Source organism: Streptomyces sp. HUAS TT7 (assembly GCF_051550175.1).
In the GTDB taxonomy this organism is placed as follows: Bacteria; Actinomycetota; Actinomycetes; order Streptomycetales; family Streptomycetaceae; genus Streptomyces.
Genome location: NZ_CP196175.1, coordinates 7,463,492 through 7,478,629 on the forward strand (window position 1 = coordinate 7,463,492; position 15,138 = coordinate 7,478,629).

General features: G+C 70.9%; 17 protein-coding genes. 10 read left to right on the plus strand and 7 right to left on the minus strand.

Going from position 1 to position 15,138, the window contains the following annotated elements; genetic code table 11:
• Positions 1-33 precede the first annotated feature (33 nt).
• Together ACSHXC_RS33765 and ACSHXC_RS33770 are read left to right on the plus strand one after the other, a co-directional pair.
• Complete coding sequence (locus ACSHXC_RS33765; RefSeq protein WP_438295150.1) at positions 34-837, plus strand: 3-hydroxybutyrate dehydrogenase; 804 nt, start codon at positions 34-36, stop codon at positions 835-837.
• A gap of 97 nt (positions 838-934) precedes the next feature.
• Positions 935-2,851 (plus strand): helix-turn-helix domain-containing protein, encoded by a 1,917-nt coding sequence (locus tag ACSHXC_RS33770; RefSeq protein WP_438295151.1) that lies wholly within the window; start codon positions 935-937, stop codon positions 2,849-2,851.
• 48 nt (positions 2,852-2,899) lie between these two features.
• Here ACSHXC_RS33770 and ACSHXC_RS33775 read toward each other — a convergent pair whose 3' ends face one another.
• Positions 2,900-4,282, minus strand: coding sequence for an MFS transporter (locus ACSHXC_RS33775; protein WP_438295152.1), 1,383 nt, complete (start codon positions 4,280-4,282; stop codon positions 2,900-2,902).
• Between the two features lie 281 nt (positions 4,283-4,563).
• On the opposite strand from ACSHXC_RS33775, the gene ACSHXC_RS33780 reads away from it, so the two are divergent.
• Positions 4,564-4,659: an alpha/beta hydrolase gene (locus tag ACSHXC_RS33780; protein ID WP_438295153.1), complete on the plus strand. Its 96-nt coding sequence runs from the start codon at positions 4,564-4,566 to the stop codon at positions 4,657-4,659.
• Positions 4,660-4,671: 12 nt separating this feature from the next.
• Entirely contained in the window at positions 4,672-5,127 is a 456-nt protein-coding gene (locus ACSHXC_RS33785) for an RBBP9/YdeN family alpha/beta hydrolase (protein WP_438295154.1), read from the plus strand.
• A gap of 71 nt (positions 5,128-5,198) precedes the next feature.
• On the opposite strand, the gene ACSHXC_RS33790 is transcribed toward ACSHXC_RS33785, so the two are convergent.
• Entirely contained in the window at positions 5,199-6,125 is a 927-nt protein-coding gene (locus tag ACSHXC_RS33790; protein ID WP_438295155.1) for an SDR family oxidoreductase, read from the minus strand.
• Positions 6,126-6,248: 123 nt separating this feature from the next.
• On the opposite strand from ACSHXC_RS33790, the gene ACSHXC_RS33795 reads away from it, so the two are divergent.
• Both ACSHXC_RS33795 and ACSHXC_RS33800 read left to right on the plus strand, forming a co-directional pair.
• The gene (locus ACSHXC_RS33795; RefSeq protein ID WP_438295156.1) at positions 6,249-6,815 is read left to right on the plus strand and encodes a TetR family transcriptional regulator; all 567 of its coding nucleotides are present in this window, start codon (positions 6,249-6,251) and stop codon (positions 6,813-6,815) included.
• A 169-nt stretch (positions 6,816-6,984) separates the two neighbouring features.
• Entirely contained in the window at positions 6,985-7,782 is a 798-nt protein-coding gene (locus ACSHXC_RS33800; RefSeq protein WP_438295157.1) for a hypothetical protein, read from the plus strand.
• 139 nt (positions 7,783-7,921) lie between these two features.
• Here ACSHXC_RS33800 and ACSHXC_RS33805 read toward each other — a convergent pair whose 3' ends face one another.
• The 4 genes from ACSHXC_RS33805 to ACSHXC_RS33820 form a co-directional block, all read right to left on the minus strand.
• Positions 7,922-8,332: a VOC family protein gene (locus tag ACSHXC_RS33805; protein WP_438295158.1), complete on the minus strand. Its 411-nt coding sequence runs from the start codon at positions 8,330-8,332 to the stop codon at positions 7,922-7,924.
• A gap of 10 nt (positions 8,333-8,342) precedes the next feature.
• On the minus strand, positions 8,343-8,792 hold the full coding sequence (locus tag ACSHXC_RS33810) for a helix-turn-helix transcriptional regulator (RefSeq protein WP_438295159.1): 450 nt from the start codon (positions 8,790-8,792) through the stop codon (positions 8,343-8,345).
• A gap of 157 nt (positions 8,793-8,949) precedes the next feature.
• Positions 8,950-10,104 (minus strand): mechanosensitive ion channel family protein, encoded by a 1,155-nt coding sequence (locus ACSHXC_RS33815; RefSeq protein ID WP_438295160.1) that lies wholly within the window; start codon positions 10,102-10,104, stop codon positions 8,950-8,952.
• Between the two features lie 316 nt (positions 10,105-10,420).
• Positions 10,421-10,981: a hypothetical protein gene (locus tag ACSHXC_RS33820; protein ID WP_438295161.1), complete on the minus strand. Its 561-nt coding sequence runs from the start codon at positions 10,979-10,981 to the stop codon at positions 10,421-10,423.
• 425 nt (positions 10,982-11,406) lie between these two features.
• Between ACSHXC_RS33820 and ACSHXC_RS33825 the strand changes: the two genes are divergently transcribed.
• Entirely contained in the window at positions 11,407-11,613 is a 207-nt protein-coding gene (locus ACSHXC_RS33825; protein WP_438295162.1) for a cold shock domain-containing protein, read from the plus strand.
• Between the two features lie 128 nt (positions 11,614-11,741).
• Positions 11,742-13,964 (plus strand): NADP-dependent isocitrate dehydrogenase, encoded by a 2,223-nt coding sequence (locus ACSHXC_RS33830; protein WP_438295163.1) that lies wholly within the window; start codon positions 11,742-11,744, stop codon positions 13,962-13,964.
• 87 nt (positions 13,965-14,051) lie between these two features.
• Here ACSHXC_RS33830 and ACSHXC_RS33835 read toward each other — a convergent pair whose 3' ends face one another.
• Entirely contained in the window at positions 14,052-14,678 is a 627-nt protein-coding gene (locus ACSHXC_RS33835; protein ID WP_438295164.1) for a TetR/AcrR family transcriptional regulator, read from the minus strand.
• Positions 14,679-14,755: 77 nt separating this feature from the next.
• Here ACSHXC_RS33835 and ACSHXC_RS33840 point away from each other — a divergent pair, with 77 nt between their 5' ends.
• Together ACSHXC_RS33840 and ACSHXC_RS33845 are read left to right on the plus strand one after the other, a co-directional pair.
• Positions 14,756-14,983, plus strand: a complete 228-nt coding sequence (locus ACSHXC_RS33840) for a hypothetical protein (protein ID WP_438295165.1) — start codon at positions 14,756-14,758, stop codon at positions 14,981-14,983.
• Entirely contained in the window at positions 14,980-15,129 is a 150-nt protein-coding gene (locus ACSHXC_RS33845; protein WP_438295166.1) for a hypothetical protein, read from the plus strand. The genes ACSHXC_RS33840 and ACSHXC_RS33845 overlap by 4 nt, the downstream gene beginning before the upstream one ends.
• The last annotated feature ends 9 nt before the right edge of the window (positions 15,130-15,138 follow it).

Genomic DNA, 15,138 nt, shown 5'->3' on the forward strand with positions numbered 1-15,138 from the left:
GTGGGTGAGTGCGGCCTGCCTAGGGTCGAGACCATGACCGCGCCCCTCGTCCCCGCGCCCCTCCCGCACTCCGTCACCGTCGACCTGGGCGGACGTACCGCGCTCGTCACCGGCGCCGCCGGCGGCATCGGCCGGGCCTGCGCCCTGCGGCTCGCCGCGGCCGGGGCCAAGGTCAGGGCGGTTGACCGGGACGCGGCAGGCCTCGAAGGACTCACCGCTCAGGGAGCCGGACTCGGCGGCACCGTGGAACCCGTCGTCCTCGACCTGACCGACCTCGACGCCGCCGAACAGGCCGCCGCCGGAACCGACATCCTGGTGAACAACGCCGGGCTCCAACTGGTGCGCCCCATCGAGGAGTTTCCGCCCGAGGTCTTCCACACCGTCCTCACCGTGATGCTGGAAGCCCCGTTCCGGCTGATCCGGGGCGCGCTGCCACACATGTACGGGCAGGGATGGGGCCGCATCGTCAACCTGTCGTCGGTGCACGGCCTGCGGGCCTCCGCCTACAAGTCGGCCTATGTGTCCGCCAAACATGGCCTCGAAGGCCTCTCCAAGACCGCAGCCCTGGAAGGCGCTCCACACGGGGTCACCTCCAACTGCGTCAACCCCGGATATGTGCGTACGCCCCTGGTGGAGCAGCAGATCGCCGACCAGGCTGCGGCACACGGCATCTCCGAGGAACATGTGCTCACCGAGGTGCTCCTCAAGGACGCGGCACTCAAGCGGCTCGTCGAACCGCACGAGGTCGCCGAAGCGGTCGCCTATCTCTGCACTCCGCAGGCTTCCTTCATCACCGGTACCTCACTCGCCCTGGACGGCGGCTGGACCGCGCACTGAGCGCGGGCGCCTGCCCGTTCTCCTGCTTGTTCTGCACCCCTCAAGAGTTGTCCACAGGCCTGGCGAGGCCGCCCGTCCGGCAGGTATCCCTGTGACCATGTCCCACGATCAAGCGCATCCCAACGACCACCCCGAAGCCCCCTACCTGGCACTCCTCGCCCGGGGCGCGCCCGCCGAGGCGTACGACCGTCCGGCGCTCCTCGCCCGGGCCGACGGCGCGCCACCCGAGGCGCTCGCCGGCCTGGACGCCGCGAAACAACTCGCCCTGCGCGTACGGGCCGACCTCGAAGGGCGCAGACGCCGCGAGGCCGAGCTGTCCGCCCTGTTCGAGACCGCCCACGACCTCGCCGGTCTGCGCGACCTGGACGCCGTACTGCGCGCCATCGTGCAGCGGGCCCGCTCGCTGCTGGGCACGGAGGTCGCCTACCTCAGCCTCAACGACCCCACGGCGGGCGACACTTACATGCGGGTCACCGAAGGCTCTGTGGCAGCCCGCTTCCAGCAGCTTCGCCTCGGCATGGGCGAGGGGCTCGGCGGGCTCGTCGCGCAGACCGCCCGCCCCTACGTCACCTCCAGCTACTTCGACGACGAACGCTTCCAGCACACCAGCACCATCGACACCGGAGTACGCGACGAGGGGCTCGTCGCCATCCTCGGGGTGCCGCTGATGCTCGGCAGCACCGTCATCGGGGTGCTCTTCGCGGCCGACCGGCACCCGCGGGTCTTCGCACGCGAGGAGATCGCCCTGCTCGGTTCCTTCGCCGCGCACGCCGCCGTGGCCATCGACACCGCCAACCTGCTGGCCGAAACCCGGTCCGCGCTCGCCGAATTGGAGAAGGCCAACGAGACCATCCGGGACCACAGCGCGGTCCTCGAACGGGCATCGGAGGTCCACGACCGGCTCACCGAACTGGTGCTGTGCGGCGGCGGAGTCCACGACGTGGCCGACGCGGTGTCCGAAGTACTCGACGGTACGGTCGAGTTCGCCGACGCCGACTCGGCACCCACCGCGGTCCTGCGCCTCAGCGGCACCGACGGCCACGCGATCCGCCACGGCGAGGACTGGCTCGCCGGAGTCTCGGCAGGAGGCGAACTTTTGGGCGCGCTGGTCCTGCACGGCCAGCCGGGCCTCGTCCCCGTCGACCGGCGCACCCTGGAGCGGGCCGCCCTGGTCACCTCGCTCCTGCTGCTCGCCCGGCGCTCGGCAGGCGAGGCCGAACAGCGTGTACGGGGCGAGCTGTTGGACGACCTCCTGGACGCGCCGGGCCGAGACCCCCGGCTGCTGCGCGAACGCGCCGCACGGCTGCGGGCCGACCTCGACGCCCCGCACGTGGTGCTCGCCGCCCGCATCGACGGCCTCGACCCGGGCACCGCCGCCCGCCGCGCCGCGGACCGCCGGCGCATCGGCTCCGCCGCCGCATATCTGGCCGCGACCCGGCACGGCCTGGCCTCGACCCGCGACGGCGGTACGGTGCTGCTCCTTCCGCTGGGCCCGGGAGACACCCCGGCCGAGGTCGCCCGGCAGACGGCGAAACAGCTGAGCACCGCGCTCCACGAGCCCGTCACGGTCGGCGCGTCCGCCGCCGTCGCGGCCCCCGCCGTGACACCCGCCGCGGTCGCCACCGCGTACGCCGAGGCTCGCCGCTGCCTGGAGGCGCTGCGGCTGCTCGGCCGCTCCGGTGAAGGGGCCGCGGCCCAGGACCTCGGATTCCTGGGGCTGCTGCTCGCGGACACCCGGGACATCGGCGGGTTCGTCGACCGGACGATCGGCGAGGTCGTGGCGTACGACAGGAAACGCAGAAGCGACCTGGTCCGAACCCTCGACGCGTACTTCGCGAACGGCATGAGCCCGGCCCGCACCAAGGAGCATCTGCACGTCCATGTGAACACGGTGGCCCAGCGTCTCGATCGGATCGGCCGTCTCCTGGGCCCCGACTGGCAGACGCCCGCCCGCGCCCTGGAAATCCAACTGGCCCTGCGCCTCCATGTGGCGGCGCCGGCCATAACGCCGTGAAGGGTGGGGCGGCACCACACTGCCACCCCACCCAACTCCCGCCCACCCTCAGGCAGTTCGGGCATCCGCTCCACGTGTGGAGGTGGCGGGAACACTCTGTGCGGCGTTGTCCATGCGCTCCAGATCCCGCTCCCGGGTCTCCTGCGCACACCCGACGGCGACCGCGGTGAGCAGCACGGCCGCGATGACGTACAGGGCGATCGGCGTCGACGTACCGTAGTCGGAGAGCAGGGCCGTCGCGATCAACGGTGCGGGCGCACCGGCCGCCACGGAGGAGAACTGCGCGCCGATCGACGCCCCCGAATAACGCATCCGGGTCGCGAACATCTCCGAGAAGAACGCCGCCTGCGGCGCGTACATCGCCCCGTGGAAGACGAGGCCGACGGTGACGGCGAGGATCAGGTTTCCGAAGCTGCCGGTGTCGATCAGCGCGAAGAACGGGAACATCCAGGCGCCGACACCGAGGGCCCCGATCAGATACACCGGCCTGCGCCCGATCCGGTCCGAAAGGGCGCCCCACGCCGGGATCACCACGAAGTGCACGGCGGAGGCGATGAGTACGGAGTTGAGCGCGGTCTGCTTGGCCATCCCGGCCGAGGTGGTCGCGTACACCAGGATGAAAGCGGTGATCACGTAGTAGCTGATGTTCTCCGCCATCCGGGCCCCCATGGCGACCAGGACGTCGCGCCAGTGGTCCCGCAGCACTGCGACGAGCGGCAGCCTTTCGGTGACGCTGTCCGCCTTGCGGGCCTCGGCCTGGGCCAACGCGGCCTTGAACACCGGCGATTCATCGACCGACAGCCGGATCCACAGGCCGACGAGGACGAGCACACCGGACAGCAGGAACGGTATGCGCCAGCCCCATGCCGTGAACGCGTCGTCGCTCAGCAGCGCGGTGAGTGACGAGAGCACCCCGGCGGCCAGCAACTGCCCGGCGGGGGCGCCGGTTTGGGGCCACGAGGACCAGAACCCGCGCCGCCGGGCGTCCCCGTGCTCCGACACGAGCAGCACGGCCCCGCCCCACTCACCCCCCAGCGCGAACCCCTGCACCAGCCGCAACGCCGTCAGCAGCACGGGAGCGGTGGCCCCCACCGTGGCGTGGGTGGGCAGAAGGCCGATCCCGAAGGTTGCCCCGCCCATCATGAGCAGGCTCACCACGAGCAGCTTCTTACGGCCCAGCCGGTCCCCGAAGTGCCCGAACACGAGCGCCCCGAGCGGCCGCGCCGCGAACCCCACGGCGTACGTGAGGAAGGACAGCAGCGTGCCGACGAGCGGCGCGGACTCCGGGAAGAACAGCTTGTTGAACACGAGCGCGGCGGCCGACCCGTACAGGAAGAAGTCGTACCACTCGATGGTGGTGCCGATGAGGCTGGCGGCGACGATGCGCTTGAGGTTGGTGGCGGGCGGGGGAGCGGTTGCAGAGGCGGCCATGGATACCACTTCCGGGCGGTGGGCGGGGACGATACGTGTTGCCACACCGTAGGAATGCGCTGGTCAGCCGGATATGTGGTGGGGCACCACACTTCGGTGGGCCGAGTGTGCGGTCGGGCTCTACGACACCGGGCCACGGGCCTCGGGTCGCGGCGTTGGCGCCCCATCCCTCGGCAGCGATTTGGGTGGATGGCTGCGCAGGACGAGGGCTGAGCTCGGCTGCCCCCGCTGGACCATCGAGAATTACCGCAGGACAAGCCCGCCAGGTGCGGGGGCCACGAATGGAAGGACGGTGGGCGGTGGTCGCGTACGTCGTCATCCCCGGGATCGGCGGTTCGGACGAGCGGCACTGGCAGAGCCGGTGGGAGAAGCGGTGAGGGGACTCGGCGGTGCGGATCGCGCCGGCCTCATGGAGCCGGCCGGAGCTCCCCGACTGGGTCGCCGCGGTCCAGACCGCCTACGAGATCGCCTCGCGGCGCGAGCGCCAGGTGGCGTTGGTCGCCCACAGTCTGGGCTGCTGGGCGGCCGCGCAGTGGCTGGCCCGGGCGCGGCCCGACGGGGTGGTGGCGTTCCTGGCCGCCCCTCCGGACCTCCGAGGAGCAGCCTTCCCACGCCAGGCCGCACCCACTTTTCTGGACCTGTCCGCCCGCCCCTTGCCATGCCCGAGCGTGCTGGTGGCCAGCGACGACGATCCGTATTGCGAACCGAAGACGGCCACCTCGCTCGCGCGTGACTGGCAGGCGCAGCACCATCCGATGGAAAACTGCGGCCACATCAACGCGGACAGCGGTCTCGGCGATTGGCCGACCGGCCTGGAACTCCTTCGCAGGCTGGTCGACCACTGAGACGGCCGAACTGAAGGTGCGCCACAGCCCTGCGCCGCGCGAGGTGCAGGGCATGTCCGCGCCAGGTTGGATCAGGCGGCCGGCTCGCGGAAGTAGTGCCCCTTCTCCAGATCTTCCATCAGCCGCGGCTGAGTGGGCTCCCACCCCAGCAGCTCGCGGGTCAGTGTGCTGGAGGCCGGGAAGTCGGCTGCGAGGAAGTCCGCGAGCCAGGTGAAGTGTCCGGGCGCGTCCTCCGGGGAGATGGACACCACCGGCAAGTTGAGGTGACGGCCTATGACCTCGGCGATGTCGCGGATCGGTACGCCCTCGTCCGCCACGCTGTGCAGCGCCGACCCCGCGGGGGCCTTTTCCAGGGCGAGGCGGAACAGGTGCGCGGAGTCGAGGCGGTGGACGGCGGGCCAGCGGTTGGCGCCGTCGCCTATGTAGGCGGAGACCCCCTTCGCACGGGCTGTACCTACCAGCGTTGCCAGGAAGCCCGGGTCTCCTTCGCCGTGGTTGATCGGCAGCCGCACGATGGAGGACCGGATACCTCGGGAAGCCAGGGAGAGCGCCAACTCGCCGGTGGCCGACCGCGTGTCCGGACCGCCCTCGGCGGCCACCAACGGATCGGCGACGTGCCGGTCCTCCTCGGTCGCCACCCGGCCGAGTGCCCTCGGCGTGCCGGAGGCGACGACGAACGGCCGACCGGACCCCGCCAGCGCCCCGCCGAGCACCTCGACGGCACGCCGATCCGCGTCGGCGGCGCCCCGGAAGTCGCCCGAGAAGGCGATGTCGTGCTTGAACGCGAGGTGGATCACGCCGTCCGACGCGGCGGCCGCCTCGTGCAGGCCGTCGAGATCGTCAAGCGTGCCGCGACGGACCTCGGCGCCGGCCTTGGCGAGGGCGGCGGCCGAAGCGTCCGAGCGGGCGAGGCCGACCACCTGGTGGCCCGCGCCGATGAGTTCGGACGTGATAGGGGAGCCGATCCAGCCGGACGCACCTGTAACGAAAACACGCATGAGAAAACCTCCAGGTAAACCGACCGCCCGTGCCGAGGGGTGCCCCCGGCGCGAGCCATGTCAGTGACTGTCATCAAACCGTACACCTGATGTCTGTCACTGTCATCACGTAAGATCGTGGGCATGGGTCGATGGGAACCGAACGCGCGCGGCAGGCTGGAACAGGCCGCACTGGAGCTCTATGGCGAGCGCGGGTTCGAGCAGGCCACGGTGGCGGAGATCGCCAAGAGGGCGGGGCTCACGGAGCGGACGTTCTTCCGGCACTTCGCCGACAAGCGCGAGGTGCTGTTCCCGGGCGCGAGCCCGCTGGAGGAGCTGTTTGCCAAGCACCTCGCCGACGCCCCCGAGTCCGCGGCGCCGATCGACGCGATGGCGGCGGCCCTCGACGCCATCACCGTGATGTTCGCGGACCGCCGGGAGATCGCCCAGCAGCGGCAGGCCGTCATCGCCGCCAATGCGGAGCTCCAGGAACGCGAGTTGGTCAAACTCGCGTCGTTGTCCGCGGCACTCGCCGACACGTTGCGCCGACGTGGAGTCGGGGAGCCGGCCGCGAGTCTGACCGCCGAGGCGGGCGTCGCCGTCTTCAAGGTCGCGTTCGGTCGCTGGATCAGCGAATCCAACGAGCGAGACCTCGGGCACCTCATACGTGAGTCCCTCGACGAGCTCAAAGCGGTGACCGCGGCCAAGTGACCCCGTGGCGGTCGGCCCCCTGGCGGTTGGCTTCACGGCGGTCGGTCCCATGGTGGTTGGTCCGACGGCTTCCGGGTGAACGGCGGGCGGGCTGATCTCAGCGGCCACAGACCCGGAGCGATCGGAACCGTCATCCATGAGGGGCGCCCACAGATCTGCCATCGGCACCGTGTCCCACAGCAGCGCGCTCCAACTGGCCGACACCCGGCGGGCGTTGAGGCACTACCGGGCCGGGGTCTGGCGATGCGTAGAGGGCGGGACCGGATCAGTGGTCTTCGCGGTGGTGCTCGCCGCCGCCGTACGCCACCCTCCGGGTGTGCTCGTCAGCATCCTCGTCGCGCTGGGCGTGGCCGTGTTCGCGATCGGCATCGGGGCACTTTCCGTCGCCGGACGGATGCGGCGGGCGCTGGCGTCGGCGCCCTGGACGGCGTACCGCGCGGTCGTGGTGCCCCGGTCCCGGCAGACGATCGCCGTGATCCTGCGCCGATCCTGGGCGCGAGGAACTGCGTCCGCTGGCCGCGGTCGTGACCCGTATGCGCCACGATGCCGTCGGACCCGGGCCCGACGGCGTGCTGTGGTGCTGCGGTGTCCCTGGCTCGCCCGGGGTGTCGACGCGGCCCGGCAGTGGGGGACTGGTGTGGACGACGCCCATACGCACCGCCCGCCTGCGGGACAGGCTGGCCGGGGCCGCCATGGCCGAGGGCGTACTGACGGAGCCGGCCCCTGCTCCGGCTCCGACGGCGGACCCTGGGGCACCCCCGGCCCGGCCGGGGTGACGGATCGGTCTGTTCCGGGGGTGGTGGCGGCCGGTGCGGCGCTGTTCGCATTCGGGGCGTACGCGCAGACGTCCTCCCGGGGCGCCCCGCTCGTCGATCTGACCGTGCTGTCCGAGCGTCCCGACGGCAGCTGCACCGTCAGCTGGACGGATCCCCTGGACTTCGGCCTCCGCACCGGCCCGTTCCACTGAGGCCGGAACCGGGACCCGTGCCTCAAGTCCCGTGAAACAGACGGCAGTTCCGGCCAGAACGGCTTCGAGGTCGGTCGGGTCGCCGCCCGCGGACTGCGGAAGGGGCGGCCGCCCTATGGAGCCCGCCGACCAAGCCGCCTCAGGCCTTGGACTCCTGCTGGATCTTGACCAGGTTGCCGGAGGGGTCGCGGAAGCCGCAGTCGCGCGGGCCCCACGGCTGGTCGATGGGCTCCTGGAGCACCTCGGCGCCCGAGGCCCGTACCTTCTCGAAGGTCGTGTCGAGATCGTCCGTCCTGAAGACCCACATCGGCAGGACCCCCTTGGTGAGCAGCTCCTGCATGGCATCGCCGTCGGCCTGGGAACGGCCGGCGTGCGGCTCCGAAAGGACGATCTCGAGCCCCGGCTGGGTCGGGCTGCCGAGGGTGACCCAGCGGAATCCGCCGGACGCGACGTCGTTGCGCACTTCGAGGCCGAGTGCGTCGCGGTAGAAGCCGAGCGACTCGTCCACGTCGTTGACGGTGATGTGGCAGTACTGGAGTGCGATGGTCATGCCGTCAACGTTAGGCGGCGGCGTTGTCGCCCGCTTCTCGAATCCTGCTCGGTGCGCTCGGAGGATTTCTGGTCGGCCGGGTGCGCACCTTCGCCACGCACGCGGGCATCGCCGCGACCGCGTCGTGCCCCCGGCCGCGGTATGCGCTCGGCGTCTCGCCGACCACCTCGGTGAACCGAGAGCTGAACGAACCCAGCGACGTACAGCCGACCGCCATGCACGCGTCCGTCACACTCATGCCCTCACGCAACAGCGCCATCGCCCGCTCGATCCGGCGGGTCATGAGATAGCTGTACGGGGTCTCGCCGTAGGCGGCCCGGAACTGCCGCGAGAAGTGTGCCGGCGACATGAGCGCGTGCTGGGCCATGGTCGGCACGTCGAGGGGCTTGGCGTACTCGCGGTCGATGAGATCCCGTGCTCGGCGCAGGTGCACGAGGTTGGCGAGCTCTTCCGGCGTCATGACATCGACGCTACCACCGGGCACTGACAGGGCGGCTGACCCGCAGGGACGTGTGCCGCCCAGCGCATGTGCGCGGCACACGCACACCCCCACAGGCCGTCCTCACGCACACCCCCACAAGCCGTCCTCAGGTGGTGCGCGGCGCCGCGATCAACGCTCAGCGCTGCGGGTCCGACAGCGCCGAGGGAGGAGCCTCGCGCTGATGCGGGAACGCGGATCCAGATCCGGACGCCGACGCCGACGCCGACGCCGACCCGGACACCGGCACGGAAGCGGACTCGGACAGGTCCTGCTGGAGGGAGACGGTCCGGGTCGGGGCGGGGATCGAGATGCCCTCCGCCCGGTACCGCCGGTGCAGCCGCTTGATGAACTCGTGCTTGATCCGGTACTGGTCGCTGAACTCGCCCACTCCCAGGATGACCGTGAAGTTGATCCTGGAGTCGGCGAACGTATGGAAGCGGACCGCGGCCTCGTGACCGGGCAGCGCACCCGTGATGTCCGCCATCACGCCGTCCACGACCTCCAGGGTGACCCGCTCGACGTGCTCCAAGTCGCTGTCGTAGCCGACCCCCACCTGCACCAGGACCGTCAACTCCTGTTCCGGGCGCGCGTAGTTGGTCATGTTCGTGCGGGCGAGGCGGCCATTGGGGATGATCACGAGGTTGTTCGACAGGTTGCGCACCACCGTGTTGCGCCAGTTGATGTCGACGACATAGCCCTCCTCGCCGCTGCTGAGCCGGATGTAGTCACCGGGCTGCACCGTCTTCGACGCCAGGATGTGCACTCCCGCGAAGAGGTTGGCGAGGGTGTCCTGGAGAGCCAGGGCGACCGCGAGGCCGCCCACTCCGAGGGCAGTGAGCAGCGGCGCTATGGAGACGCCCACGGTTTCGAGGGCGACCAGGACGCCCATCGCGACGACCACGACCCGTGTGATGTTGACGAAGATCGTGGCCGAGCCGGCCACCCCGGTCCGGGACTGCGCCAGGGACTGGACGAGCCCCGCGACGACCCGGGCCGCTGTGAGGGTGATGACGAGGATGAGCAGGGCGGTCAGCGAGTGGTTGACGATGCCCGCGACCCGTGTGGTGAGGGGCAGCGCCGAGGCCGCCACCGCCGTGCCCGCGACCGTGGCCGCCCAGGGTGCGATGGTGCGCAGCGCGTCGACGATGATGTCGTCCCCGGTCCACTGCGTTCTTCGGGCCTGCTTGCCCAGCCATCTCAGCAGTACGCGCAGGAGCAGCCCGGCCGCTATGCCCGCGGCCATCGCTATGGACGCCACCACCCAGTCGTGCAGCACGAGGCCCCGGTTCAACGGACACACTCCGGGCGGCAAGGGGCCGGGAGTTGAGCGAGGGGCGCCGTCGATCGCCGTATGTGATGTGTCGTCACTTTGTCACCTTGTCGCCTGTCAGACCGTGCTGCCTGGAGCCTCGTTCGGGCGGTACGCACACGGAACGGGCTGCCATCCTGCCCCATGGGCAGAGCGTCCTCGCAGGTGGGCCGGTGTCGGGCCGCCTCGGCCGGGGGATTGCCCGGGTTGCGCGACGTAACCGGTATGCAGGCTTGGGCACTTCGGGCTGACGGGACGTCATCACATCGGGTGCCGCCGACGTCGGAGGCTGTCGCGCCTAGCGGAGACCGGAGAGCTTGAAGACCGTGCGGGCCGTCTCGCGGTCGACCCGGGCGGCCATCTGGCGCAGGGCCATCTCGCCGCAGCGAAGGACGTCCTGGTCGAGGCTGGTGCGGGCGTCCCGGTCGAGGACGTGCCACATGGGGGGATTGGCGACGAGCACCTTCGGGTCGAGCTCGGCCCGGTGGCCTTCGGTGTCCCGCAGCACCAGACGCTGGGCGACGCCGTCGGACCAGCGCACCGACACCAGGCGGTCGGTGCGGACCTCGGCCCGCCGCAGCAGCCCCCGTGAGACCAGGCGGCCCGGCCCGACCGACACCCGGGCGGGCCACAGCACGACGAACAGCAGGGCGGCGAGAACGGCCCACAGCACGGCGCGCACGACGCCGAGGGTGCCGGCTCCGGCGTCGATGGCCAGGAGCAGGCCGAGCAGCACTCCCGCGCAGCCCACCGCCGAGCGGGCCTCGCCGGCCCACGTGGTGTCGTACACCACTGCTTCGGCTCCGCGCTGGGGTGCGGTGCCGCGTCCCGCCACATTGCGGGTGGTCTGTCGTCCCATGGGGCAGGACGCTATGGGTCCGCACCACATAGGGCGCCACACCTTGACGGACCGCTGATGTGCCGCCCGCCGGAATTGACGCGGGCCTTACGCCGGGCCGCCGCACGAAGCCGGAGCAGGCGCTTTTCCGGACGTCCGGACGGCGGCATCCTGGAGGTATCAAACGCCGTGAACGACGGTATACCTACCGGTAAGAAACTTGTCCGCTTCGGCGGGCGTCGGGCTGTGGCCGGGCGCCATGGACGAGCGTGGACAGTTCTCTTTCCAGGACGGCAGGAGCCCCTCGCGGGCAGGGCCTGTCCCGGCGCGGGAGGCCGCGTCCCGTCCTCATCCCTGTGAACCCGAATCCTTTGTGCGAACCCAGCCGGTTCCCCCTTTCGCGACCCCTCGGGGGCCGTGGAAGCGATCACCCGAGGAGTGAGGCAATGAGCGAGAGGTGCGAGGGAATCGTCCAGTACTTCGACCGTGAGAAGGGCTACGGATTCGTCGTGCCGATGGGGCGGCGCGACGCCATCTATGTGCGGCGGGAGGACATCGAGGGGGAGACCCGGACGCTCTCCGAGGGCCAGCAGGTCTCCTTCGTCATAGAGCTGGGCCGGGGCCGCTTCGAGGCGCGTGCCGTACGGCCGTGAACCGAGAGCCCCCGCTGTCCGCCGCACCCTGCTGACCCGGGGCTCGGGCCGGGCCCCCGTCGTGACCCGGGGCGATCACGAGATATCTTGATGTCGAGCAATGTTGCAGACGTGGAGCGGAGCACCCGGTGACTGACTCGACCATCATCTACACCCACACTGACGAGGCGCCGGCCCTGGCGACGCATTCGTTCCTGCCCGTGATCCAGGCGTACGCCTCGACCGCCGGTGTCACTGTGGAGACCCGTGACATCTCCCTCGCGGGGCGCATCATCGCGAGCTTCCCCGAGTTCCTTGAGGAGAGTCAGCGGATCGACGACGCCCTCGCCGAGCTCGGCGAGCTGGCGAAGACGCCCGGCGCGAACATCATCAAGCTGCCGAACGTGTCGGCCTCCATCCCGCAGCTCAAGGCCGCCGTCGCCGAGCTGCAGGGCCAGGGCTACGCGCTGCCGGACTACCCGGACGACCCGCAGAGCGACCAGGACAAGGACGTCCGCGCGCGCTACGACAAGATCAAGGGCAGCGCCGTCAACCCGGTCCTGCGCGAGGGCAACTCCGACCGCCGCGCCCCCGCGTCGGTCAAGAACTACGCCAAGGCCCACCCGCACCGCATGGGCAAGTGGACCTCCGACTCGAAGACGAACGTCGCCACCATGGGCGGAGACGACTTCCGGTCCACCGAGAAGTCCGCGGTCGTCGCCGAGGCCGGCTCGCTGCGCATCGAGCTCGCCGCCGCGGACGGCACCACCACCGTGCTGCGCGAGTCCGTACCTGTCCTCGCGGGCGAGGTCGTCGACGCCTCCGTGATGCGCGTGGCCCAGCTGCGCGAGTTCCTCGCCGCGCAGATCGCCCGCGCCAAGGCCGAGGGCGTGCTGTTCTCGGTGCACCTCAAGGCCACGATGATGAAGGTCTCCGACCCGATCGTCTTCGGCCACGTGGTGCGCGCCTTCTTCCCGAAGACGTTCGACAAGTACGGTGACGTGCTCGCCGCCGCCGGTCTGTCCCCGAACGACGGCCTCGGCGCCATCCTCAAGGGCCTCGACGGCGTGCCGCACATCGGCGCCGAGATCAAGGCGGCCTTCGAGGCCGAGCTCACCGAGGGCCCGGCCCTCGCGATGGTCGACTCGGACCGCGGCATCACCAACCTGCACGTACCGTCCGACGTCATCGTCGACGCCTCGATGCCGGCCATGATCCGTACCTCCGGCCACATGTGGGGCCCGGACGGTGCCGAGGCCGACACCCTCGCGGTGCTGCCGGACAGCAGCTACTCCGGCGTGTACCAGGTCGTCATCGACGACTGCCGCGCGCACGGCGCCTTCGACCCGGCCACGATGGGCTCCGTGCCCAACGTCGGCCTGATGGCGCAGAAGGCCGAGGAGTACGGCAGTCACGACAAGACCTTCGAGATCCCGGCCGCGGGCACCGTCCGCCTCGTGGACGCCGCGGGCAACGTGGTCCTGGAGCAGGAGGTCGCCGAGGGCGACATCTTCCGCGCCTGCCAGACCAAGGACCTGCCCATCCAGGACTGGGTCAAGCTCGCCGTCACCCGCGCCCGCGCCACCGGCGACCCGGCCGTGTTCTGGCTCGACGAGGGCCGCGCGCACGACGCCGTCCTCATCGAGAAGGTCCGCACCTACCTCGCCGAGCACGACACCGAGGGCCTGCGGATCGAGATCATGTCGCCGGTCGAGGCGACCGCGTTCTCCCTGGAGCGCATCCGCCGCGGCGAGAACACCATCTCGGTCACCGGCAACGTGCTGCGCGACTACCTGACCGACCTGTTCCCGATCCTGGAGCTGGGCACCAGCGCCAAGATGCTCTCGGTGGTCCCGCTGATGAACGGCGGCGGCCTCTTCGAGACGGGCGCCGGCGGCTCGGCCCCCAAGCACGTCCAGCAGTTGGTCAAGGAGAACTACCTGCGCTGGGACAGCCTGGGCGAGTTCCTCGCGCTCGCGGTCAGCTTCGAGCACCTCGCGACGACCACGGGCAACGCGCGCGCCCAGATCCTCGCCGACACCCTCGACCGCGCCACCGGCACCTTCCTCAACGAGGACAAGTCGCCGAGCCGCAAGCTGGGCGGCATCGACAACCGCGGCAGCCACTTCTACCTCGCTCTGTACTGGGCGCAGGAGCTGGCCAAGCAGACCGAGGACGCGCAGCTCGCGGGGGCGTTCGTGGCCCTGGCCAAGACGCTGACCGAGCAGGAGTCGACCATCGTCGACGAGCTCATCGCGGTGCAGGGCTCGCCGGTCGACATCGGCGGCTACTACCAGCCGGACGCCGCCAAGGCCTCCGCGGTCATGCGCCCGTCGGCCACCCTGAACCAGGCCATCGCGAGCCTGTCCTGACCCAACTCCCCTGCGGGGGACGCCAGTTGAGCACACCGCCGCCCCGGCCGGATCCCTTCCGGCCGGGGCGGTCGTGTTGTGCGGCCCTCACGCGCCGGGTGGGCGCAGGCTCTCCAGGTGGGCGTGCAGCACGCTCGCGGAGGTCTCGGGCGCGAGCACGTCCGGGTGCAGGGCCGCGCCCAGGCCGAGCCCGTCGACGAGCGCGGCGAGCCGCTCGGTTTCCTGATCGAGGTCGAGCCCGGGGCGCACGGCCCCCGATTCGTCGAGGCGTACCAGGACCCGGCGGACCAGGCTCCGGGCGCCGACCGCCGCTTCCTGGGCGAGGCCGTCGAGCGCCGGGTTGGTGCGGGCGGCGGTGACGAAGTCGATGAAGACGGTGACCTCCGCGCGGCGGCGCTCGTCCAGCGGGAGCAGTTCGCACAGCAGGTCGGCGGCGAGCCTGCGCTGCTCGGCCGCCGCGTGCTCGGCGAGGGTGCCGATCTCCTCCACCCGGCGCAGCAGCCGGCCGCCGACCCGCTCCAGCATCGAGCGCATCGCGAACTCCATCAGCTCCTGCTGACTGGCGAAGTAGTGCCGCAGGGAGCCGATGTTGAGTCCGGCCTCGTCCGCGACGACGCGCAGCGAGGCCCGCTGCAGCCCTTCGCGTACGACCACTCGGAAAAGGGCGTCGACGACCTCGCGGCGGCGGGCTTCGGGATCCACGTACTTGGGCATGGCCTCTTTTTATCACGCTCGTGATAAATTGGCTTCTATCACAAGCGTGATACAACGTGTCCGACCGGAGGTCCCCCATGGAGACGTATCTCAACCTCATGCTCATCAGGTTCGCGCTGATCGCGGGCGCGGTCGTGGTGCTGGCCCTGTTGGCGTTCGCCGGGGCGCTCGTGCTCAAGCGCCGCGGCCGTCTCGGCGAGGCCCGGCGCCTTGCCGAGCCCGCGGCGCGGGCGGCCCTGCGCGCGGCCGCCCGGCGCCTTGAGGGCGGATCCGGCTCCGCCCGGCGCCCGGGCGGCCGGCGGTGAACGCCTTCGCGGCCGGCTCCGACGGCCTGGCTCACCATCTGCTCATGGACTTCGCCATCAAGGGCGTGATCGTGGTCGTCGCGGTGGTCATTCTGGTGCTCGGCATGGTGCTGATCTGGCGCCGGGCCGGACGCCGTCGGGAATGACGCGGCGTC